Source organism: Arthrobacter sp. LjRoot14, from assembly GCF_964253905.1.
Lineage (GTDB): Bacteria > Actinomycetota > Actinomycetes > Actinomycetales > Micrococcaceae > Arthrobacter.
Map to the genome: position 1 here is coordinate 2,664,764 of NZ_CAXURL020000001.1, position 21,797 is coordinate 2,686,560.

Annotated in this window: 19 protein-coding genes; 7 read left to right on the forward strand and 12 right to left on the reverse strand. The window is 65.7% G+C overall.

All coding sequences use genetic code 11. The features are described 5' to 3' along the window. Positions 1 to 30: 30 nt before the first annotated feature. Positions 31 to 678, forward strand: coding sequence for an acVLRF1 family peptidyl-tRNA hydrolase (locus ACSQ12_RS11910; RefSeq protein WP_436065532.1), 648 nt, complete (start codon positions 31 to 33; stop codon positions 676 to 678). 74 nt (positions 679 to 752) lie between these two features. On the opposite strand, the gene ACSQ12_RS11915 is transcribed toward ACSQ12_RS11910, so the two are convergent. Continuing rightward, entirely contained in the window at positions 753 to 1,547 is a 795-nt protein-coding gene (locus tag ACSQ12_RS11915) for a GNAT family N-acetyltransferase (protein ID WP_436065533.1), read from the reverse strand. Positions 1,548 to 1,627: 80 nt separating this feature from the next. Then, the gene (gene aspS, locus ACSQ12_RS11920; protein ID WP_209744402.1) at positions 1,628 to 3,418 is read right to left on the reverse strand and encodes an aspartate--tRNA ligase; all 1,791 of its coding nucleotides are present in this window, start codon (positions 3,416 to 3,418) and stop codon (positions 1,628 to 1,630) included. Positions 3,419 to 3,526: 108 nt separating this feature from the next. On the opposite strand from aspS, the gene ACSQ12_RS11925 reads away from it, so the two are divergent. Continuing rightward, a complete protein-coding gene (locus ACSQ12_RS11925; protein WP_436065534.1) occupies positions 3,527 to 4,783 on the forward strand; it encodes an APC family permease in 1,257 nt (418 codons plus the stop codon). Between the two features lie 16 nt (positions 4,784 to 4,799). Here ACSQ12_RS11925 and hisS read toward each other — a convergent pair whose 3' ends face one another. Beyond that, positions 4,800 to 6,143, reverse strand: coding sequence for a histidine--tRNA ligase (gene hisS / locus ACSQ12_RS11930; RefSeq protein ID WP_436065535.1), 1,344 nt, complete (start codon positions 6,141 to 6,143; stop codon positions 4,800 to 4,802). Positions 6,144 to 6,405: 262 nt separating this feature from the next. Here hisS and ACSQ12_RS11935 point away from each other — a divergent pair, with 262 nt between their 5' ends. From ACSQ12_RS11935 to ACSQ12_RS11945, 3 genes are all read left to right on the forward strand, one after another. Beyond that, positions 6,406 to 7,206: a peptidylprolyl isomerase gene (locus ACSQ12_RS11935; protein WP_436065536.1), complete on the forward strand. Its 801-nt coding sequence runs from the start codon at positions 6,406 to 6,408 to the stop codon at positions 7,204 to 7,206. 61 nt (positions 7,207 to 7,267) lie between these two features. Further along, positions 7,268 to 8,899 (forward strand): DUF349 domain-containing protein, encoded by a 1,632-nt coding sequence (locus ACSQ12_RS11940; protein WP_436065537.1) that lies wholly within the window; start codon positions 7,268 to 7,270, stop codon positions 8,897 to 8,899. Between the two features lie 93 nt (positions 8,900 to 8,992). Then, complete coding sequence (locus ACSQ12_RS11945) at positions 8,993 to 9,622, forward strand: hypothetical protein (protein ID WP_436065538.1); 630 nt, start codon at positions 8,993 to 8,995, stop codon at positions 9,620 to 9,622. 67 nt (positions 9,623 to 9,689) lie between these two features. Here ACSQ12_RS11945 and ACSQ12_RS11950 read toward each other — a convergent pair whose 3' ends face one another. The 9 genes from ACSQ12_RS11950 to pdxT form a co-directional block, all read right to left on the reverse strand. Then, positions 9,690 to 12,083, reverse strand: coding sequence for a RelA/SpoT family protein (locus tag ACSQ12_RS11950; RefSeq protein ID WP_011692141.1), 2,394 nt, complete (start codon positions 12,081 to 12,083; stop codon positions 9,690 to 9,692). A gap of 132 nt (positions 12,084 to 12,215) precedes the next feature. Then, entirely contained in the window at positions 12,216 to 13,253 is a 1,038-nt protein-coding gene (gene secF / locus ACSQ12_RS11955) for a protein translocase subunit SecF (protein WP_209744387.1), read from the reverse strand. Continuing rightward, positions 13,254 to 15,011 (reverse strand): protein translocase subunit SecD, encoded by a 1,758-nt coding sequence (gene secD / locus ACSQ12_RS11960; RefSeq protein WP_209744385.1) that lies wholly within the window; start codon positions 15,009 to 15,011, stop codon positions 13,254 to 13,256. 115 nt (positions 15,012 to 15,126) lie between these two features. Next, entirely contained in the window at positions 15,127 to 15,537 is a 411-nt protein-coding gene (gene yajC, locus ACSQ12_RS11965) for a preprotein translocase subunit YajC (protein WP_436066992.1), read from the reverse strand. A 230-nt stretch (positions 15,538 to 15,767) separates the two neighbouring features. After that, positions 15,768 to 16,856, reverse strand: coding sequence for a Holliday junction branch migration DNA helicase RuvB (gene ruvB / locus ACSQ12_RS11970; protein ID WP_209744383.1), 1,089 nt, complete (start codon positions 16,854 to 16,856; stop codon positions 15,768 to 15,770). Further along, positions 16,849 to 17,493 carry a Holliday junction branch migration protein RuvA gene (gene ruvA, locus ACSQ12_RS11975; RefSeq protein WP_436065539.1) on the reverse strand — a complete coding sequence of 215 codons (645 nt, stop codon included), beginning with the start codon at positions 17,491 to 17,493 and terminating at the stop codon, positions 16,849 to 16,851. Before ruvA ends, ruvB begins: the two co-directional genes overlap by 8 nt. Positions 17,494 to 17,585: 92 nt before the next feature. Further along, positions 17,586 to 18,164 (reverse strand): crossover junction endodeoxyribonuclease RuvC, encoded by a 579-nt coding sequence (gene ruvC, locus ACSQ12_RS11980; protein ID WP_011692147.1) that lies wholly within the window; start codon positions 18,162 to 18,164, stop codon positions 17,586 to 17,588. A gap of 34 nt (positions 18,165 to 18,198) precedes the next feature. Continuing rightward, positions 18,199 to 18,954, reverse strand: coding sequence for a YebC/PmpR family DNA-binding transcriptional regulator (locus ACSQ12_RS11985; protein ID WP_209744377.1), 756 nt, complete (start codon positions 18,952 to 18,954; stop codon positions 18,199 to 18,201). Between the two features lie 3 nt (positions 18,955 to 18,957). Then, positions 18,958 to 19,668, reverse strand: a complete 711-nt coding sequence (gene pdxT, locus ACSQ12_RS11990) for a pyridoxal 5'-phosphate synthase glutaminase subunit PdxT (protein ID WP_436065540.1) — start codon at positions 19,666 to 19,668, stop codon at positions 18,958 to 18,960. Between the two features lie 91 nt (positions 19,669 to 19,759). Between pdxT and ACSQ12_RS11995 the strand changes: the two genes are divergently transcribed. Further along, positions 19,760 to 21,049, forward strand: a complete 1,290-nt coding sequence (locus ACSQ12_RS11995) for a MurT ligase domain-containing protein (protein ID WP_436065541.1) — start codon at positions 19,760 to 19,762, stop codon at positions 21,047 to 21,049. Continuing rightward, positions 21,046 to 21,768 carry a type 1 glutamine amidotransferase gene (locus tag ACSQ12_RS12000; protein WP_436065542.1) on the forward strand — a complete coding sequence of 241 codons (723 nt, stop codon included), beginning with the start codon at positions 21,046 to 21,048 and terminating at the stop codon, positions 21,766 to 21,768. The genes ACSQ12_RS11995 and ACSQ12_RS12000 overlap by 4 nt, the downstream gene beginning before the upstream one ends. The last annotated feature ends 29 nt before the right edge of the window (positions 21,769 to 21,797 follow it).

Here is a 21,797-nt window from a genome sequence, read left to right on the forward strand (position 1 = left end):
AGGACGTCACTATCAACGGAGAACCACGCCATGACTACCCCAGAGTCCCGTGTGGCATTCGTCTCCGGTGAACGGCTGCCGGGGTGGGTGGAGCGGTTTGCCGCAAGCCACGGCCCCCTGGTCGAAGAAGAGCTCGACGGCGGCCTGCAGCTGTCCGCCGCGGACGGTGCCGTGGCGCTGTTGCAGCCGCCGTGGCCGGCGGACGGACGGCCCGGCCGCGGCGGCGACGGCGTGGCGCGGATGGCGTCGCTGGCGGCGCAGTCCCGGACGCTCGGGCTGGTGCTTGTCCGCCGGGGCGGTTATTCAGTGGCGGCGGTCCGTGACGGCGCCGCGCTGGCCTCGAAAACCGGCACCCGCCACATCCAGTCCAGGACTGCTGCGGGCGGCGGGTCCCAGCAGCGGTTCGCCCGGCGCCGCAGCAACCAGGCGGACGCCCTGGTGGAGGCTGTCGCCGGGCACGCCGACCGGATCTTCGCGGAGCACCGGATCGAATATCTGGCGCCGGGCGGCGACCGCGCCCTGGCCGAGCAGGTCCTCGCGGAACCCGCGCTGAAACGCTACGCGGCGCTGTCCCGGCTGCCGTTCCTGGACGTCCCGGACCCGCGCGCTTCTGTGGTGAAGCAGGCTGCAGCCGCCGCGTGCTCGGTCCGGATCCTGGTGACCGACCCGCCGGCTTAACCCCGCCCGTTGCTGGGCCGAATCCTCCGGTGCAAGCGTGACGGTTACTCCGAAAGCCATGCGGCCGAAGGAACCTAGCAGCCGGTCAGGTGCCGCTTGGGCCGTTCCTGCCGGTAGTAGTAGCGTCCGGCTTCCGTGAATCCCGAACGGGCATACAGCTCCCGGGCACCGGCATTGGCCGCCGTCACCAGCAGCCAGTAACCGCTGAGGCCCCGGGCGTCACCTTCACGCAGCAAGGTCCGCAGAACCCGGCTCGCGTAGCCGCGGCGCCGGGCATCAGGACGGGTGGCCATGGCGTACAGGCCGCCCTCCGAGCCGGAAGGAACGGCAAGGCGCCCGACGGCGGCGGGCACGCCGTCGTCGTCCCGCACCAGGGCGTACAGCGACCGGCAGCCTTCGAGGATGCCGCGGGCGGTGGCGAGGGACTCGTCGCCACCGCGGCCGTCCACACTCCACCAGAGCCGCAGCCATTCAGCCGACGGCTCTGCCGAAAGTTCAACGCCGCCGTCAGGCGCTTCGTCAGCGGATGCGGGCTCCGCGCCGGCGTCGCGGACCAGGACCAGGGTCTCCGACTGCCGGGTGAAGCCTTCCTCGTCGAGGACAGCGTTCAGGGCGGTACTGCGGGAGTCATCGAAGACCTGGAAGATCACCGGAAGCCGGCGGTTGCGGTACCAGGCCCGGGCATCCCGGAGCCAGGCCACGCGGTCGTGCCGGGTGCCGGAAGGCTCCGAACGCGGCCAGACCGAGTTGGCCCGCTGGGTCACGCCGCCCGCGGCACGCAGCACCCAGCCACCGGATTCTTCCCGGTCGGGGGCGGGCCAGGCGGCGTCCATGGCGGATTCAATGTCAGACAGTGCGATGCGAGCCATGCGGCTCCCTCCTGTGTCAACGGCAAGAGGCTCCCCGGTTGTCCCGGGGAGCCTCTTGCTGGTGTCCGTGCCTCGGCAGATCAGGCCTTCGTGGCGCCGGGATCCGTCTTCTTTGCCTCGGGCTTGAAGTCGACGCCGGCTTCCTTGCGCTGCTGCGCGGTGATCGGCGCGGGAGCCTGGGTCAGCGGGTCGTAGCCGCCGCCGGACTTGGGGAAGGCGATGACGTCGCGGATCGATTCCACGCCGGCCAGCAGTGCCACTACGCGGTCCCAGCCGAAGGCAATGCCGCCGTGCGGCGGAGCGCCGAACTTGAAGCCTTCCAGGAGGAAACCGAACTTCGTCTCGGCATCCGCCTTGTCCAGGCCCATGAGTTCGAAGACACGTTCCTGGACGTCACGTTCGTGGATACGGATGGAGCCGCCGCCGATCTCGTTGCCGTTGCAGACAATGTCGTAGGCGTAGGACAACGCGGACTCCGGGTCCTTGTCGAACGAATCCATAAATTCCGGCTTGGGCGAGGTGAAGGCGTGGTGGACTGCGGTCCACTGGCCGGCACCGACGGCGACGTCGCCCGAGGCCACAGCGGCTGCGGCGGGTTCAAACATCGGCGCATCCACGACCCAGCAGAATGCCCAGTCGGCGGGGTTGATCAGGCCGGTGCGGTGTCCGATTTCGACGCGGGCGGCACCGAGGAGGGCGCGGGAAGGCGTCTTCTCGCCGGCGGCAAAGAAGATGCAGTCTCCGGGCTTGGCACCGACGGCGTCGGCGAGGCCGGCGCGCTCGGTATCCGTGAGGTTCTTGGCCACGGGACCGGCCAGTTCGCCGTCTTCCTTGAAGAGGACGTAGGCGAGGCCCTTGGCCCCGCGCTGCTTGGCCCATTCCTGCCAGGCGTCCAGCGCGCGGCGGGCCTGCGAGGCTCCGCCCGGCATGACGACGGCACCGACGTAGGGCGCCTTGAACACGCCGAAGTTGGTGTCCTTGAAGAACTCGGTGAGCTCGGTCAGCTCCAGGCCGAAGCGCAGGTCCGGCTTGTCCGAGCCGTAGCGTGCCATGGCGTCGGCGTAGGTGATGCGCTGGATGGGCGTCGGGATCTCGACGTCGATCAGCTGCCACAGGGCTTTGACGATGCTTTCGCCGAGCGAAATGATGTCATCCTGCTCCACGAAGCTCGCTTCGATGTCCAGCTGGGTGAATTCCGGCTGGCGGTCTGCACGGAAGTCCTCGTCGCGGTAGCATCGCGCGATCTGGTAGTACTTCTCGAACCCGCCCACCTGCAGGAGCTGCTTGAAAAGCTGCGGTGACTGCGGCAGCGCGTACCAGGAACCCGGCGCGAGGCGTGCGGGGACCACGAAGTCGCGGGCGCCTTCCGGCGTCGAGCGCGTGAGGGTGGGTGTTTCGATTTCGACGTAACCGTCGCGGTGGAGCAGTTCGCGGGCCACGCGGTTGGCCTCGGAGCGCAGGCGCATGTTGCGGGCGGGGCCCGGGCGGCGCAGGTCGAGGTAGCGGTGCTTGAGGCGGGCTTCCTCACCCACCTCGACGTGCTCGTCGATCTGGAAGGGCAGCGGATCGGAGGTGTTGAGGATGGTCACCTTCTCGGCGATGACCTCGATCTGGCCGGTGGCCAGCGCCGGGTTTTCGTTGCCCTCCGGACGCTGCGAAACGGTGCCGATGACCTGGAGGACGTACTCATTGCGGAGTCCGTGGAAGACCTCTTCTTCGCGGACGACCACCTGGGAGACGCCCGAGGCATCGCGAAGGTCAACGAATGCCACACCACCGTGATCACGACGCCGGCCCACCCAGCCGGCCAGGGTTACGGTTTGTCCAATGTGCTCGGAGCGAAGGGATCCGAGGTCATGTGTGCGCAGCACAGCACGCCTTTCTTAGGGAGACAGCAGGAATACAGAGATGATGTTCAATGGGACCGTTAGGGAACAGTCCCGTTCGAGTTTACCCGTTGGAGAGGCTTTACTTCCGCCATGCAGACCCATCAGCGGCTACAGCGACGGCTCGGAGTGTTTGACGCCACCGCAATCGGGCTCGGCTCCATGCTCGGCGCCGGCGTGTTCGTCGTCTTCTCCCCTGCCACCGCACTGGCCGGCCGGCTCATGATTGTTTCCGTGCTGATCGCCGGCGCGATTGCCTACTGCAACGCCGTCGCCTCCGCCCAGCTGGCGGCCAAATACCCGGCCAGCGGAGGCACCTACGTTTACGGCCGCAAGCAGCTGGGCGAATGGCCGGGATTTGTTGCCGGCTGGGGTTTTGTCACCGGAAAAACTGCTTCGTGCGCGGCCATGGCCCTGACTTTTGGACACTACGTGGCCCCGGACTATGCCACACCCGTGGCCGTTGCCGCCGTCGCAGTGCTGACGGCTGTCAACCTCATGGGTATCACCCGCACAGCGCTGCTGACCAGGGTCCTGCTCGGCATTGTTCTCGCCACCCTGGTGTTTGTCGCGGTTGCGGGCCTGCTGGGCCCCCATCCGGAGCCGGGCGTGTCGGCGGAAAGCCCCGGCAGCGCCTGGGGAATCCTCCCGGCCGCCGGGCTGATGTTCTTCGCCTTTGCCGGGTACGCCCGGATCGCCACACTGGGCGAGGAAGTCAAAGATCCCACCCGTACCATTCCGCGGGCGATACTGGCCGCACTGGCCGCTGCCTTCGTGATCTACCTGGGACTCGCCGTGCTGCTGCTTTGGCACCTGTCGCCGCAGCGGTTGGCCGGATCAGCGTCGCCACTGCTGGACGCCGTCGTCTTCTCCGGCCTCCGCGCCGGCAGCCCCCTGGTCCAAGCCGGCGCAGCCGCCGCATGTCTGGGAGCCCTGCTCGCCCTGATTACCGGAGTGGGCCGCACTGCGCTGGCCATGGCCCGGGAGCGCGACCTCCCCGCGCCCCTGGCCCGGGTGGGCGGACGCCACACTGTTCCGGTCGTCGCTGAGCTCTCCGTGGCCGCCGCGGTGGTTGCCTTGCTCATCACCACGGACGTCCTCACCGTGGTGGGATTCTCCAGTTTCGGCGTGCTGATCTACTACTCCGTGACCAATGCTGCCGCCTTCACCCTGGCCGAGCGGCCAGCGACCGCACCCCGATGGATGAACGCTGCGGGATTCGCGGGGTGCCTGCTCCTGGCCGTTACGCTGCCGTTTGCCTCGGTTGCGGGCATGGCAGCGGTGCTGGCCGCCGGGATTGCCGGCCGGTTCCTGGTACTGAAGCTCCGGAAGCGGCAGCCCAGCCCTTAAGGCCGCTTAAGGCCGCTCAGGCCTTGAGGATCCGGACGTGCAGGTCCTCTTCGGCCGGCGTCCAGGAAGCGGGGTCGGCGTCCGTCTGTTCGCCGGACCGGATGTCCTTCACCTGGTGCTTTCCGTCGTCGTCCGTAAACCAGACGAACGGGATGCCCCGGCGGTCGGCGAACTTGATCTGCTTGCCGAATTTTTCCGCTTTGGCGGCCACCTCGGTGGAAATTCCGCGGGAGCGAAGCTGCGCGGCGACGTCCTGGGCCGCGCCCCAGCTGTCGTCGCTGTTCAGGGCGACCAGCACTGCGGTCGGCACCGAACGCGTGGCCTGCGCCAGTTCCTGGCTCAGGATCCTGGAGACCAGGCGGGTGACGCCGATGGACAGGCCGACGCCCGGGAACTTCCGGTTTCCCTTGCTTGCCAATGCGTCGTAGCGCCCGCCGGAGCAGATGGAGCCAAGCTGTTCGTGGCCCACCAGCACGGTTTCCACCACGGTTCCGGTGTAGTAGTCCAGGCCGCGGGCGATGCTGAGGTCCGCCACCACCTTTCCGGGCGCACGCTGGACCGCGGCGGCAATGACCTGCTCCAGCTCGTTCAGGCCCTCCTCCAGCAGCTCGTCCTTCACACCCAGGGCACGGACTTTCTCAACGAAGGAGGTGTCCTCGGTGCGGATGCCGGCCAGGCTCAGGGCGGCCTGCGCCTGTTCCTCGGACGCCCCCAGCTCGGTCTTGAGCAGATCGGCCACCTTGGCAGGACCGATCTTCTCGAGCTTGTCGATGCTCCGCAGGACTCCGGCGGTATCGGTCAGTCCGATTCCGCGGTAGAAGCCTTCGGCCAGCTTGCGGTTGTTGATGCGCAAGCGGAAGTCAGGAATCGGGAGGGCGCTGAGGGCTTCAGCGATCACCAGGGCGATTTCGACGTCGTAGCGGAACGGCAGCTCGCCGTCGCCGACGATGTCGATATCCGCCTGCGTGAATTCGCGGGCGCGGCCCTCCTGCGGCCGCTCGCCGCGCCACACCTTCTGGATCTGGTACCGGCGGAACGGGAAGGCGAGGTATCCGGCGTTTTCGACGACGTACCGGGCGAACGGCACCGTCAGGTCAAAGTGCAGGGCCAGGGAGTGGTGGTCGCCCTTGGCGGCCCTTGAATCCTCTTCGTCCTCCTGCAGGCGGCTAAGGCCGTACACCTCTTTGTCGATTTCGCCCTTGCGGAGCAGCTGGCCCACCGTTTCCACGGCACGGGTTTCGATCGAGGAGAAGCCGTGCAGCTCAAAAACCCGCCGCAGGGTGTCCAGCACATGCAGCTCCACCAGCCGCTCCTCGGGAAGCCACTCGGGGAATCCGGACAGGGAGGCGGTGCGTGCCATGGTGGATTTTCTCCTCAGGTAACAGAAAACAGAAAGGCTGACGTCCCTTACCCGGCATTCCGGTTCCGCCATGCGGTCAAAAGCGGCGGTTAGGACGGGAGTCCAGCCAGTCATGCATAAACTATGTGCGGCAGTCAGTTTATGCTTTCGGCGCTGGCAACTCTAATGGAGCGGCCCCGGAGCATCGCCTGCCGCTTGCTGCTGGACACCGGACGTCGCCCATGGCCCGTTCGACTGGCCGGCCCGACAACCAGGAGGACTTTTGGCGGCCAGTTCACGGAGCGCCCGCGAAGCAAAGCGGCGCATCCTGCAAATGGAAGCGAAACGCGAGCTGCGTCGGCACCAGGAGAAACGCCGCAGGCGCGACAACATCATCGCTGTCAGCGCCGGCGCCGGCGCCGTGGTGCTCGCCGTCGTCCTCCAGCTCACTGTGTTCGCCGGCAACCCCTCCGAAGAGGAGTACGCGGCCGCACAGGCCGGCCTGACCAGCCCCTCGGCGTCGCCCGCACCGTCCGCCACGAACGGCCCCAACATCCCCAAACCCGAGACTGCGGCGGGCAAAGTGTTCACCGGCGAGCTCAAACTGAACGGCGGCGCCCTGGGCGTTGAGCTGGACGGAACGAAGGCACCGCAGGCAGCGGCGGTCTTCAAGTCCCTAGCCGACGAAAACTATTACAACGGCATCAGCTGCCACCGGCTGACCACAGGCGAAACGTTCGGCGTCCTGCAGTGCGGATCGAAGACCGGTGACGGGCAGGGCGATCCCGCGTACACCTGGGGCCCGCTGGAAAACACCCCGGCGGACAACAACTATCCGGCCGGAACGATTGCAGTGGCGCGGACCGGGGGCAACGCCTACGGGAACGGCACCCAGTTCTTCATAGTCTACAAAGACACCGTCATCCCGGCCGATGAAGCCGGCGGATACACGGTGGTGGGCAAAGTGACCTCCGGCCTCGATGTGGTGACCAAGATCGCCGCCGGCGGCATTAAGACGGGCGCAAGCGCAACAGACGGCGCTCCTGCGGAACCAGTCACGATAGACTCGTTCTCTCTGAAGTAACCAGCCCCGGCCTCCACGCTGCGGGTGCTGGTATTTCCCTCCAAGCGAAAGACTTTTAGCGGTGACAGACAGTCAGAAATCCGACGAAACAGTAACAGCAGCCTCCGAAGAAGCCGAGACCGTGGCTCAGGTGGCTGACGACGCACAGCCAGCTGGCAACGAAGCAGCTCCCGAGGCTACGGCAGAGGCGCAGTCCGCTACCCAGGAAGTTTCCGCACCGGAGGCTGAGGCACCCGCCGAAGACGCCCCCGCGGCCGAGGCACCCGCCGCTCCGGCAGAGGCCGCAGACGCAGCCCCGGAGGCTGAAGCCACCGCAGCTGCGTCCCCGGCACCGCGTCCGGCAGCCCGTCCGGCGCCCTCGCCGGCAGCCTTCGCGGCGCGGCCGAAGGCAGCGTCCTCTCCTGCGGTTCCCGTCCCCGCTCCTGTTTCCTCGGCTGCCTCCCTGGCCGAAGCCGCACGCTGGGGCCGCGTTGAAGGCGACGGACACGTGTTCCTGACCATCGACGGCGAAGAACACCCGGTCGGTCAGTACCCGGACGTCAGCGACGAGGAAGCCCTTGGCTACTTCGCGCGCAAGTACGATGACGTCGTGGCCCAGATTGTCCTGCTCGAACAGCGGGTGGGCTCCAAGGCCCCCACCACCGATATGCAGAAGACCGTGACGCACCTGCGCGAGCAGCTGGCGGAACGCAACATGGTGGGCGATCTCCGCGCCGCCGAAGCCCGTCTCGATACGTTGTCCACGCAGATCGCGGAACTTGAGAAGGCCGAAAAAGCCGAACATGACGCCGTGCGTGCCGCCGAGCTGGCCGCACGCGAAGCGATCGTTGCGGAGGCGGAAGAAATTTCCGGCCACGACCCCGCGCAAATCCAGTGGAAGACTTCCAGCGCCCGCATGAACGAGCTCTTCGAAAGCTGGAAAGCGGCACAGAAGAACGGCGTGCGGCTGGGCCGCAGCAACGAGGACGCCCTCTGGAAGCGGTTCAGGGCAGCGCGGACTGTCTTCGACCGCCACCGCCGGGCCTACTTCTCCCAGCTGGACAGCAACAACTCCGCAGCCAAGGCCGCGAAGGAAAAGCTGATCGCTGAAGCCGAGGCACTGTCCTCCTCAACGGACTGGGGTTTCGCCGCGGGTGAATACCGGCGCCTGATGGACGAATGGAAGGCCTCGCCGCGGGCCAGCCGCAAGGACGACGACGCACTCTGGGCCCGCTTCCGCGCCGCCCAGGACGTGTTCTTCACCTCGCGGCAGGCTGCCAACGATGAGATCGACCAGGAGTACGGTGCAAATCTGACCGTGAAGGAAGCCCTCCTGGTCGAGGCGAACGCCCTGCTGCCCATCACGGACCTGGCTGCCGCCAAGAAGGCCCTCCAGTCCATCCGTGACCGCTGGGAGGAAGCCGGCAAGGTTCCCCGTGCGGACATGGGCCGGATCGAAGCCGGACTTCGGAAGGTGGAGGACGCCGTCCGCCACGCCGAAGACGAAAACTGGAAGCGGTCCAACCCGGAGACCAAGGCGCGGACCAACAGCGCACTTTCCCAGCTGGAAGCCGCCATCGCCGGGCTGAAGGAAGACCTCGCGAAGGCGGAGCAGGCTGGCGACCAGCGTAAGATCAAGGCCGCCCAGGAAGCCCTGGAGGCACGCCAGGCATGGCTTGACCAGATCTCGCGCTCGGCCAGCGAACTGTCGTAGCCAGTCAGGCTCAGCGTACAGGCCCCGTTCCGGTTATCCACATAGCCGGAGCGGGGCCTGTACGGGTTTAAGGCGGCAGGAGAAGATAGCTGAATGGCTAACTCGTTCCCCGCCCCCGCCAATTCCTGGCCTGCAGCATCCGGGCGCACAGATATCGGGCCCGCAGAACTGTATTCACCCGGCCGCGTGTTCTCGTGGCCGGAGCTGCAGGCCATGGCTGCAGACGGCATTCTGAGCCAGCTGTATCAGCGCGGGTACATGCTCCCCGGAACTGCCGCCACGCCCCAACTGCGCGCCCGCGCGGCCTCCTTCGCCGTGCCGCCGGCTATCCGGCAACGGGTGGTTGCGGGCCGGATGACAGCGGCGTGGATTTACGGCTGCGCCGGGGAGCCGGACCGGCTTGCGCTCCTCGTGGATGCCACCCGGCGTGTCTCCAGCCTGAGGTCGACCCGCGGCTGCACCCTGCACGAAGTGCGGCTCGGTCCGTTTGACGTTGTCAGCCTGGGCGGCCTGATGGTTTCCAGCCCGCTGCGGACCGCATTGGATATCGCGCTGCACGTGGATGCAGAGCGGGCACTGCCGGCCCTCCGGAAAATGCTGTCGACCCCCGAACTGGACGTCAGGCTGCGGCTGCTGACCCTCGCCGTCGAAGCCACTCCCCGGGTTCCGCACAAGAAGGCGGCACTGGAAAAACTCGCTGCCCTGCGGGCCCAGCCCGGCTAGCAGCATGCCTGTCCGGGCGGCAGAGCATGGCTGGCTGGCAGAGCATGGCAGCCGGCGCGGCCGGCAGTTAGCTGCGCCGGCGGTTTCCGGTTGTGCGGTACACATCGAACACGCCGTCGATGCGCCGCACGGCGCTGAGCACATGGCTCAGATACTTGGGATCGCCCATTTCGAAGGCGAACTTCGAGATGGCCACCCGGTCCGTCGAGGTGTGCACACTGGCGGCCAGGATATTGACGTGGTTTTCGGAGAGGATGCGGGTGACGTCGGAGAGCAGCGACTTCCGGTCTAGCGCCTCCACCTGGATCTCCACAAGGAAGACGCTGGACTGGGTGGGCGCCCATTCCACCTCTACGATCCGGTCCGGCTGGTCTTTCAGGTCCGAAACGTTCGTGCAGTCCGTGCGGTGAACCGATACTCCGGATCCCCTGGTCACGAACCCCAGGATGGGATCCGGGGGTACCGGCGTGCAGCAACGGGCAAGCTTGACCCACACGTCGCCCACGCCCCGGACAATCACGCCGGAGTCGGAGTACTTCGTTTTGCTGACCTGCGTGGGGATGCTGACCTCTGTCAGGTCATCCTCCGGGCCCTCATTGCCGCCAAGGGTCTCCACAAGTCGTTCCATCACGGACTGTGCCGAGGTGTGCCCGTCGCCCACACCGGCGTAGAGCCCGGAGATGTCCACGTACTTGAAGTGCTCGGCCACTTCGGCGAGGGCGTCATGGGTCATCAGCCGCTGCAGGGGAAGGTTCTGCTTGCGCATCGCCTTTGTGAGGAGTTCCTTGCCGCGGTCAATGGCCTCTTCGCGGCGCTCCTTGCTGAACCACTGCCTGATCTTGTTGCGCGCGCGGGCGCTCTTAACAAAATGCTGCCAGTCCTGGCTGGGGCCGGCGCCTTCAGCCTTGGAGGTGAAGATTTCCACCCAGTCGCCATGGTTGAGTTCACTGTTAAGCGGAACCAGCTTGCCGTTGACCCTGGCGCCGATGGTCCGGTGGCCCACTTCAGTATGGACGGCGTAAGCGAAGTCCACGGGGGTCGACCCTGCCGGCAGTGCCATGACCTCGCCCTTCGGCGTAAACACAAAAACTTCGCGGGCGTTGATTTCGAACCGCAGGGAGTCCAGGAATTCGCCGGGATCGGACGTTTCCTGCTGCCAGTCAACGAGGGATCGCAGCCACCCCATGTCGCCGTCACGGGGGCTTCCGGGTCCGGCGGCCGTCCTGTTCGGCTGGTCCTTGTACTTCCAGTGCGCCGCGACACCGTACTCGGCGCGGCGGTGCATCTCATGGGTGCGGATCTGGATCTCCACCGGCTTGCCGCCAGGCCCGATCACCGTGGTATGCAGGGACTGGTACATATTGAACTTGGGCATCGCGATGTAGTCCTTGAACCGCCCCGGGAGCGGGTTCCAGCGCGAATGCAGCGTGCCAAGGGCTGCGTAACAGTCACGGACGGAGTCCACCAGGACCCGGACGCCCATGAGGTCGTTGATGTCGTCGAAGTCCTTGTCGCGGACAATCATCTTCTGGTAGATCGAGTAGTAGTGCTTGGGCCGGCCCGTGATGGTGGCCTTGATCTTCGCGGTCCGGAGATCTTCGGTGATCTGGTTCCGGATAACGCTCAGGCTCTTCTCACGCTCCGGCGTCCGGTCCCCCACCATGCGCACTATTTCCTCGTACACCTTCGGGTAAAGCGCTGCGAAGGACAGGTCTTCGAGTTCCCACTTGATGGTGTTCATGCCGAGCCGGTGTGCCAGCGGCGCGAAAATTTCCAGCGTCTCGCGGGCTTTGCGCGCCGAAGACTCAGCCGATACGAAGCGCCAGGTGCGGGCATTATGCAGCCGGTCGGCGAGCTTGATCATGAGCACCCGGATGTCCTTGGCCATCGCCACGACCATCTTGCGTACCGTTTCGGACTGTGCGGCTTCACCGAAGCTCACCTTGTCCAGCTTTGTGACGCCGTCGACGAGCATGGCCACCTCGGGGCCGAAGTCCCTCTTGAGGTCCGCCAGCGTGTACGGCGTATCTTCAACGGTGTCGTGCAGGAGGGCGGCTGCCAGCGTCGTGCCGCTCAGGCCCAGTTCCGCCAGGATGGTGGCCACCGCGACGGGGTGGGTGATGTACGGATCGCCGCTCTTGCGCTTCTGCCCCCGGTGGCTCTGTTCCGCCACGACGAAGGCACGCTGGATGAGGTCGAAGTCCTCTTTGGGATTGTTTGCCCTGACGGTGCGGAGCAACGGTTCGAGTATGGGTGAATACGTCGCCGTGCCGCGGCCGGTCAGGCGGGCGAGCCTGGACCTTGTGCGTTCGCGGCGTCCGGGGAAGGTCGGACGGAACCCGGAACTGTCAACCGGCACGCCTGCGTCCGGGCGCCCGGACGCTACCAGACCGGTCTGCGGACCCTGGCCCGGACCTTCACCACCGTCGGCCGTTGGCGCCGACGTCGAACGTTCTTCCAATGAAGCACCCCTCACGACCCGTTAATTATCCCAGTCTATTCCCGCGGCAGCGCACTTCCGTAACCGGAACGCAGATGCGAAGGGCCGGACCCCGTCACGGATGACGGAGCCCGGCCCTTCAGGCACGGACAGCTAGGTTGTTGCAGTCTCCGGCGCAGCCGATTCCTTCGCGGCCGATTCCCTGGCAGCGGACTCGGCCCGGCGGCGTTCCACACGCTCAGCCTGCTTCACCAGCTGCGGTTCGCCCTGGCGCAGCCAGGCATACAGCGGGGCCGCGATGAAGATCGTCGCCGCTGTGCCGATCAGGATGCCGACGAAAAGTGCAAGCGACAGATCACGCAGGGTGCCTGCGCCCAGGAGGCCGGCGCCGATGAAGAGGATGGCACCCACGGGAAGGATGGCAACCATCATGGTGTTGATGGACCGGACCAGCGTCTGGTTGACGGCAAGGTTGACCTCTTCCGCAAAAGTTCGGCGGGTGGAGGCGTCAATGTCGGCCGTGTTCTCACGGATCTTGTCGAAGACCACCACGGTGTCGTACAGAGAGTAGCTGAGCACCGTCAGGAACCCGATGATGGCGGACGGCGTGACTTCGAAGTCGCTGAGTGCGTAAACGCCCGCCGTGACGAACATGGTGACGAGCATGCCCACGAGCGCCGAAAGCGACATCTTCCAGGTGCGGAAGTAGAGCGCCATCAGGACCGCCGCGATGACGACGAAGATCACCAGGCCAAGGAGTGCCTGCTTGGTGACGTCGGCACCCCAGGTGGGGCCAACGAACGTGGAGGTCACCTCGTTGTCCGTGACACCGTAAGCGGTGGTCAGCCCTTCCTTGATGCGGAGGGTTTCCTCATCAGTGAGCTTGTCTGTCTGGATCCGCATGGTGTTGCCGGCAACGTTGGCCACGCGAGGAATACTGCCCTCCACCACGTCCTGGACGGCCTTCTCACCGAGGGACGCATCCGTGGTCTTCACGTTGGACACGGTGAATTCCGAACCGCCCCGGAACTCGATGCCCAGGTTGAACCCGCCCTTGGCCACCGGGAGGAGGATGGAAAGCGCCACGGCGACGGCCGCAATCAGGAACCAGATCTTCTTGGCGCTGACAAAATTGTACGAGCGCTTACCCGTGTAGAGCTCATTGCCGAACGTGGCAAAATTCGTGGTCATTTACTTGCCCTCCTTGGTCGTGCTCTTGGAGGAACCGGCAAGCTGCTCCTGCTTTTCCGCGAGGCGGCGTTCTGCGATGGTCATCCTGCGCTCCGCTTCGGCGGCTGCTCCGGTGTTTTTGGCGCGCACCACGGCCGGCTTGTCTTCCGGCGTGCGGAGCCTGCCTGCACCACGGTAGAGCGGCACTGCGCCGAGGCGCTTCGGGTCAAGGCCGGAGAACTTGTGGCCCTCGCCGAAGAACTTGGTGCGGGCAAGGAGCTGCAGGGTCGGGTGGGTGAACATGAAGACGACGATGAGGTCGGCGATGGCCGTCAGGCCCAGGGTGAAAGCAAATCCGCGCACGTTGCCCACGGCCACGAAGTAGAGGACCAGTGCCGCCAGCAGGTTCACGGCCTTCGATGCCAGGACCGTGCGCTTGGCGCGCTTCCAGCCGTTCTCCACGGCAGAGACCAGACCCCGGCCCTCGCGCAGTTCGTCACGGATTCGTTCGAAGTAGACGATGAAGGAGTCGGCTGTCTGGCCGATGGCCACGATGAGGCCGGCAACACCGGCAAGGGACAGCCGGTAGTTTTCAGTCCACCCCAGGATGGCAATCGCCAGATAAGTCAACGCTCCGGCTACCACGAGGGAGAAAATGGTGACAAAGCCCAGCGCCCGGTACTGGAAGAGCGAGTAAACCACCACCAGGAGCAAACCAATCACGCCTGCGAGCAGGCCCATCCGGAGCTGCTCTCCGCCCAGGGTCGCGGAAATCTGCTGCTCGCTCTGGATGTCGAAGCTGATGGGGAGCGCACCGAACCGGAGCTGATCGGAGAGTGCCTTCGCGGAGTCCTCCGTGAATCCGCCCGTGATCTGGGGGCGGCCGTCGGTGATCACGGCGAGGGAACGCGGGGCGGAGATGACCTGGTCATCGAGGACGATTGCGAACTGGGCCTTGGGATCGTTGCCGGACTCGCCGCCGGCAGCCACGAAGAACTGGTACAGGCGTTCGGTGACTTCCTTGAACTTGGCGGTCCCTGCCTCATCAAACTGGATGTTCACTGCCCACTCGTTGGTGACAGCACCCTGTGCACCCTGCTGCAGCTGGAAGGAGGAGGACTTGATGTTCGAGCCCTTTACTTCCACCGGACCCAGGATGTACTTGATGGCCGGGGAAGTGGCCGTAGCAGGCTCACACGTCACCAGCGGCTTGGCGGGGTCCGAGCGCTCCTGCTTGTCCTGCGAGGGGTTGTCACAGTCCAGGGTCTCGAATTTCTTGTACACCTCAGCCGTGACCCAGTTGACGTCGCTGCTGTTGGTCGGCGCGGCCGTCGGCTTGGGCAGCTTGTCCTCGGGCGTCTGGGATTCCGCGGGCACTGCGGCGCCGGGACCGGCCTGGAGAACGGGCCGGAAGTTCATGTCGGCCGAGGCCTGGATGAGGGCGCGGGTCTCCTTGGAAGGCGTACCCGGGAGGCTGACCACCACATTGCGGCCGGACTGCGTGCTGATTTCAGCTTCCGCCACGCCTGAGCCGTCGACGCGCTGGCGAATGATCGCAACGGCCTGGTTGAGCTGATCCTCGTTGATGTCCGAACCGCCCTCGACCTTGGGCGCCAGGATCATCTGGGTTCCGCCTTCAAGGTCGAGTGCAAGCTTTGGTGCCCAGCTGGCCTGGCCGGAAATGGAGCCGCCGGCGAGCACGGCAGTCATGACGGCGAGGATAACGCCGAGCCAGACCAGCACCCTGAGTGCTGAGTTTTTGGGGCCAGTACGTGCCATTGTCGATCTTTCTATTGTTTACGGAGGAGCCGCCGGGGTGAGCTGGGCTCACACACCGGCGGCAGCCCGCGGCCGTCGTTAGTTCTACTTAGCGGGACTTGGCGGAAACGCCAGACTAGCTGTCTTTCTTGCCTTCGTCGTTGAGACGCTTCAGCGATTCTTCCGGCGTCTCGTTAACAGTCTCGGTGCGGTTGACGGCGTCGGCGCGGTCGGCGTCGTGGCCCGTCAGTGAGGAGGCGTCGTCCGGAACGACGGCGGACTCGGCGGGGGCTGCAACCGGCTCGACGATCTTGGTCACCGCCTGGCGGTGTACCGTGGCCAGGTTGCCCGGGGAAAGTTCGATCACAACCTTGTTCTCGGCCTCATCGATGGAGACAATGCGGCCGAAGAGGCCGAAGCTGGTCATGACCTCAACGCCGGGCGCGAACTGGGACTGCAGCGTTGCCTGCTGCTGCTGGGTCTTCTTGTTGCGGCGGAACATCATGAAGATGAAGAGTCCGAGCATCACGAAGAGCAGGATGGTCATGATGTCGATGCCGCCGCCGGCCTGCGGCTGGGTCTGGGCAGTAATGTGTCCGAACACAGGAAGTTTCCGTTCTGTACTTGCGTAGCTGATTTACAGCAACGTCGGCTTCGTTTCGGCCCACCCGGCAGAAAACCATGCCCAGCCAACGGCGGCCGAAGCCGCCCACAGAAACAAAGACCCGAACGTGCCGAGCGTCATACCAGTCTAAAGGGAAAGTCAGCCGGACGCTGCTATTGCCCGTTGGGCAGCCACTCCGCCACCGGCTCGACGCCGAGGTCTTCCACCTCAAAAAGCGCCAGCGCCTCCTGGCCGAACACCCCTTCCGGAACCGCGTAGCCAAGGTGCGTCCAGGCGGGAGCCATGGCGATCCGCCCACGCGGCGTCCGTCCCAGCAGGCCCTCGCGGACAAGATAGGGCTCAGCCACGGTTTCCACCGTTTCCGGTTCCTCCCCCACCGCAATAGCCAGCGTGGAAAGTCCCACCGGGCCGCCGCCGAACTTGGTGATGAGGGCTTCGAGGACGGAGCGGTCCAGCCGGTCCAGGCCCCTTTTGTCCACTTCGTACATGTCCAGCGCGGCCGACGCTGCCCGGGCATCGATTTGCTCGATCCCGTGGACCAGCGCCCAGTCGCGGACTCGACGGAGCAGGCGGTTCGCAATGCGGGGCGTGCCCCGGGAACGGCCCGCGATTTCGCTGAAGCCTGCCGAATTGACCTTGAGGTCCAGCAGCCCGGCCGAACGCCTCAGGACGAGCTCCAGCTCCTCCACGGAGTAGAACTCCAGGTGGCCCGTGAACCCGAACCTGTCCCGCAGCGGTCCCGGAAGGAGCCCGGCGCGGGTGGTGGCGCCCACGAGGGTAAACGGAGGCAGCTCGAGGGGAATTGCCGTGGCGCCTGCGCCTTTGCCCACCACGATGTCCACACGGAAATCCTCCATGGCCATGTACAGCATTTCCTCCGCAGGACGCGACATCCGGTGGATCTCGTCCAGGAACAGGACCTCCCCCTCCGACAGCGAGGAAAGGATGGCGGCAAGGTCGCCGGCGTGCTGGATGGCCGGACCACTGCTGATCCGCAGCGGAGCATTCATCTCTGCGGCGATGATCATGGACAAAGTGGTCTTGCCGAGGCCGGGCGGGCCGGAGAGCAGGACGTGGTCGGCACTGCGTCCGCGCATCCGCGATGCTTCCAGCACCAGCGACAATTGCTTGCGAACACGGTGCTGGCCTACGAAGTCGTGCAGGTTCTTGGGACGAAGGGCCGCCTCGATAACCCTTTCCTCGGGCTCCTCTCCCCCGCCCACCAGGGAAGAATCAGCCACGGCTGCCTACCCTGTTACCGGCACGCGCGCCGTCCTGCCCCAGCCAGCGCAGCGTGGCCCGCAGGATTTCGGCCACCTGGCCGCCGGCTTCGAGTTCGGGGGAATCAGAGAGTGCTTTGTCGATGCTGGACGCCGCGTCCTTTTCGGACCAGCCAAGACTCGTCATTGCCGCCACCACCTGCGGCTTCCAGGGCGCGGGCGCGGATGCTGCCGGAGCCGCCGCTGTACCGGTCCCGTGCGGCACGAGTTTGCCGGCCAGCTCCAGCACAATTCTGCCGGCAACCTTGGGTCCGATCCCGGGGACTTTGGTGAAGGCCTTTCCGTCCCTGGTGTGCGCGGCCACCCGGATTGCCTCGGGATCATGGACGGCCAGCACGGCCAGGGCAAGGCGCGGCCCCACGCCGCTCACGCTGAGCAGGACATCGAAGACCTCGCGTTCGTCGTCGCTGGAGAACCCGAACAGCGTCAGTGAATCCTCACGCACGATGAGGGAGGTAAAGAGCTTGCCCTCTTCGCCGGTGCGCAACCCGCTGAGGGTTTGCGGTGTGGCGTTAACGCTCATGCCGGCGCCGTTGAGGTCGATCACGGCGGAGGACAACCCGACGTGCGCTACGGTTCCGCGGAGAAAACTGATCAAGGCCGGGCTCCTGGGTCTACAGCAAAATGCAGCCGGCGCTAAACCGGCTATCCGAACATATCTACGAATACCCTAGCAAGGGGTCCGGACATTCACCGTGCACGGCGCGCCTTGGCTTCCGCCTCGGCCCACGCGCGCTGGGCCGGGGTCAGCGACTGGCTGCCCGGTCCGGTGGTCGCTATGGCGGCTCCGCTCCCGGCCCGCCACGCATGCGTGATGGCCAGTGCCAGCGCATCGGCGGCGTCCGCCGGGCGGGGCGGGGCATCCAGACGGAGGATCTTGGTGACGAGTTTCGTGACGGCGTCCTTGTTGGACGTTCCGCTGCCGGTGACGGCCGCCTTGACCTCCGACGGGGTATGCAGGGCAACCGGGATGCCGCGCCGGGCGGCGGCGGCAATCACCACACCGGATGCCTGTGCGACCCCCATAACCGTGCTGACGTTGAGCTGGGAGAACACCCGCTCCACGGCAAGGACGTGGGGTTCGTAGCGGTCCAGCCAGTCGTCGATGGACGTGGCGATAAGCAGCAGCCTCTGGTCCAGGCTCTCATCCGGGGACGTACCCACCACACCGACAGCCACCATGGTGGCCCGCCGGTTCTTCTCGACGTCCACGACGCCGATGCCGCAACGGGTGAGGCCCGGGTCGACTCCCAATACTCGGAGGGTCAAGGCCGGGCCTCAGTTTCACAGCAGGGCTGCGGGATCACTCGGCTTCCAGTGCGGCCTGCACTTCGTCGCTGAGGTCGGCATTGCTGTAGACGTTCTGCACGTCGTCGAGCTCCTCCAGTGCGTCCACCAGCTTCATGAACTTCTTGGCGGCGTCGAGGTCCAGCGGGACCTCCATGGACGGGACGAACTCCGCTTCGTCGGTGTCGTATTCGATCCCGGCTTCCTTGAGGGCGTCGCGGATGGCCTGGAGATCCTTCGGGTCAGAGTGGATCTCGAAGGTTTCGCCGTTGTCCTTGACTTCCTCGGCGCCGGCGTCCAGGACAGCCATCAGGACGTCGTCCTCGCTGAGGCCGTTCTTGGGCAGGGTGACTACGCCCTTGCGGGAGAAAAGGTAGCTGACGGAGCCGGGATCGGCGATGGTGCCGCCGTTGCGGGAGATGGCGAGGCGGACCTCGGACGCGGCGCGGTTCTTGTTGTCCGTGAGGCACTCGATGAGCAAGGCCGAGCCCTGCGGGCCGCGGCACTCGTACATGATCTCCGTATAGTCCACGACCTCGCCGGTGAGGCCGGCACCGCGCTTGATGGCGCGGTCAATGTTGTCAGCGGGAACTGAGGTCTTCTTGGCCTTTGTGACGGCCAGTTCCAGGCTCGGGTTGCCCGCGAGGTCCGGGCCGCCCATCCGGGCGGCGACTTCGATGTTCTTGATCAGTTTGGCGAACGATTTTGCCCGGCGGCTATCAAGGATGGCCTTTTTGTGCTTGGTCGTCGCCCATTTGGAGTGGCCTGACATGCTTTACGCTTCTCCTCTGATCATTCGAATAAACAGTTCATGCACGCGCTTCTCCCCCGTCACTTCCGGGTGGAAGGAGGTGGCCAGCAGGTGGCCTGAACGCACTGCAACAATTCTAGCCGTCCCCTGCAGCGCGGCCGCATGCGAAGCGTGCGCCGGATCCGCGGGTTCCACCTGTGCCAGGACCTCCACGCCCGGGCCTACGCGCTCCACCCAGGGGCCGCGGATGAACACCGCGTGTACCGGCGCGACACCCGAACCGGTGTCGCTGAAGCCGAGCCCCTTGAATTCGAGGTCGGTTTCAAAGGATTCCCGCTGTCGGCCGAACGCGTTGCGTCGGACGGTGATGTCCAGTCCGCCGAACGTCTGCTGTGGATTGCCGGCCAGGTCCGTGGCGGGGTCCGCGATCTCGTCGGCGAGCAGGATCATGCCGGCGCAGGAGCCGTATACGGGCAGTCCTTCGGCGATGAGCTTACGCAACGGATCCGCGAGTTCGAAGGCCCTGGCCAGTTTGTCGATCGCAGTGGATTCGCCACCGGGAATGATCAGGCCGTCGATGCCGTCAAGTTCGGACGGGCGCCTGATTCCGATGCCGGCGGCGCCGGTCGCTTCTGCGGCGCGCAGGTGCTCCCGGAAGTCGCCCTGAAGGGCCAGGACACCGATTCGCAGGCCTGAACCCGCGCGGGAATAGTCCGTGGAAGGGGGGTTGGTCATCCAATCAGCATAGTGGCCCCCGCGGTCGGAGGCTTGCCGGAACAGGCCGGCCGGCCCGGTTCCATGCTGCGACTGGGATATATTACTGAGCATGCTTTACATCAGCGTTCCGCTCGGCAAGCTCGTCCGCCGGGTCTCCCGGCTCAGGGGCGGAGGCTCCGCCCTCCCCGGCCTTGTGGTGGAGAAAATCGACCCCGGATTCATGCAGCGGACACTGTCCACGCTCCCGTTGGGCGTCGCCGTCGTGAGCGGAACGAACGGCAAAACAACCACCACCAAAATGGTGGTGGAACTGCTCGAGAGCCAGGGGCTGAAGGTCTTTACGAACCGCACCGGAAGCAACTTCACCCGCGGTGTGGCTGCGGCTTTGCTGGGCGACGTCGACTGGCGGGGCCGGCTGAACGCGGACATCGCGGTTCTGGAGCTGGATGAGGCGCACGCCGTCCACTTCGTCAACAGGGTTCCGCCGCGCTACAGCCTGCTGCTCAACGTCCTCCGCGACCAGTTGGACCGCTTCGGCGAGATCGACAAGACCGCCCAACTCCTGCAGCACATCGCTTCAAAAACCACCGGAACGGTGGTCCTGAACCGCGAGGATCCCCGCGTCGCCCGGATCGCCGACACCCTGCACGGACCGGACGTCCGCTACTTCGGGCTCGACGATTCCCTGCTCAGCACTTTCCCGAACGACGACGACCTCCGCGCCGGCCCGGGCAGCCCTGTGCCGGCAATGCCCGAAAAGCCGCACGCCGACGTCGTGCTCAGCCGGGTGGGGGCGGACGACGCCGATTTTGAGTACGACGGCGCCACGGTCACCACCGGGATGAAGCTCCGGGGGGTCTACAACATCTTCAACGCGGCGGCCGCGCTTGCACTTGCCCGCTGCATCGCCGGGAACGGCGACACCCCGACGGATCATGATGGCCTCCTCAAGGCCCTGTCACAGGTAGCACCGGCCTTCGGCCGGGGTGAGAGCCTGGTGGTCGACGGACTGCCCCTGGACCTGGTGCTGGTCAAGAACCCCAGCGGTTTCCGCCTGGGCCTGAAGTCCTTCCCGGCCGGCGGCTACGCCACGATGGTGGCGATCAACGACAACTATGCCGATGGCCGCGACATGTCCTGGCTCTGGGATGTGGAGTTCGATTCTCTGCGTGAAGGCGGCGTGGACCAGTTGACCGGTTCCCGGGCCTACGACATGGCCCTGCGGCTGCAATACGACGACGTTGCCGTCGGTGCCGTCAACCCGGAGATCGCGCCGGCCCTCGCGGCCTTTATCGAAGGCGCGAAAGGGAAACCCAAACGCATCTTCTGCACCTACACCGCAATGCTCGCCATCCGCCGCGAGCTCTCCAAAATCACTACCGTGGAGGTGGTCTCATGAGCAAGGGAACCATCCGTGTCCTGCAGCTGTACCCGCGCGACATGAACATCTACGGCGACTGGGGCAACGCGCTGGTGATCCAGCAGAGGCTGCGCTGGCACGGCTACACCCCGGAACTCCTCGAATACAACGTCGGCGACGAGTTCCCGGCCGGCGTCGACCTGATCGTGGGCGGAGGCGGCCAGGACAGCGGCCAGCTGGTCATTCAGGACGACCTGCTCTCCCGCGAATCGACGCTGAAGGAACTGGCAGAAGCAGGTACGCCCATGCTGCTGATCTGCGGCATGTACCAGCTCTTCGGAAAGTTCTTCAAGACCCGCACGGGATCGGTCATTCCCGGTATCGGCGTGTTGGATGTGGAAACCCACGGAACCGACGAACGCCTGATCGGGAACGTTACGGTGTCTTCTCCCGAGTTCGGCGACATCCTCGGTTACGAAAACCACAGCGGACAAACGACGCTCGGCCCCGGGGTGCAGCCCCTTGGCAGCACCCCGAAGGGCATCGGCAATAACAGCAAGGACTGTCAGGAAGGGGCGCGCTACCGGAACATCGTGGCCAGCTACCTCCATGGATCGCTCCTGCCGAAGAACCCTGCCATTGCCGACTTCCTGATCCGCACCGCCGTCGAACGCAAATACGGCAGCTTCACACCGGGTGCGCCGGATGACCGCTATGCCGTGCTGGCGCGTGAACACGCCTCACGGCGGCCACGCTAGGGACGCCAGGTTCAGTTCCGCCTGCCTTT

Bases quoted from the DNA above. Each gene is read 5' to 3' on its own strand.
- ACSQ12_RS11985 (WP_209744377.1), bottom strand. From the start codon at position 18,954: ATGTCAGGCCACTCCAAATGGGCGACGACCAAGCACAAAAAGGCCATC.
- ACSQ12_RS11995 (WP_436065541.1), top strand. From the start codon at position 19,760: ATGCTTTACATCAGCGTTCCGCTCGGCAAGCTCGTCCGCCGGGTCTCC.
- ACSQ12_RS11945 (WP_436065538.1), top strand. From the start codon at position 8,993: ATGGCTAACTCGTTCCCCGCCCCCGCCAATTCCTGGCCTGCAGCATCC.
- ACSQ12_RS11910 (WP_436065532.1), top strand. From the start codon at position 31: ATGACTACCCCAGAGTCCCGTGTGGCATTCGTCTCCGGTGAACGGCTG.
- secD (WP_209744385.1), bottom strand. From the start codon at position 15,011: ATGGCACGTACTGGCCCCAAAAACTCAGCACTCAGGGTGCTGGTCTGG.
- ACSQ12_RS11915 (WP_436065533.1), bottom strand. From the start codon at position 1,547: ATGGCTCGCATCGCACTGTCTGACATTGAATCCGCCATGGACGCCGCC.
- pdxT (WP_436065540.1), bottom strand. From the start codon at position 19,668: ATGACCAACCCCCCTTCCACGGACTATTCCCGCGCGGGTTCAGGCCTG.
- ACSQ12_RS12000 (WP_436065542.1), top strand. From the start codon at position 21,046: ATGAGCAAGGGAACCATCCGTGTCCTGCAGCTGTACCCGCGCGACATG.
- yajC (WP_436066992.1), bottom strand. From the start codon at position 15,537: ATGACCATCCTGCTCTTCGTGATGCTCGGACTCTTCATCTTCATGATG.
- secF (WP_209744387.1), bottom strand. From the start codon at position 13,253: ATGACCACGAATTTTGCCACGTTCGGCAATGAGCTCTACACGGGTAAG.
- hisS (WP_436065535.1), bottom strand. From the start codon at position 6,143: ATGGCACGCACCGCCTCCCTGTCCGGATTCCCCGAGTGGCTTCCCGAG.
- ACSQ12_RS11925 (WP_436065534.1), top strand. From the start codon at position 3,527: ATGCAGACCCATCAGCGGCTACAGCGACGGCTCGGAGTGTTTGACGCC.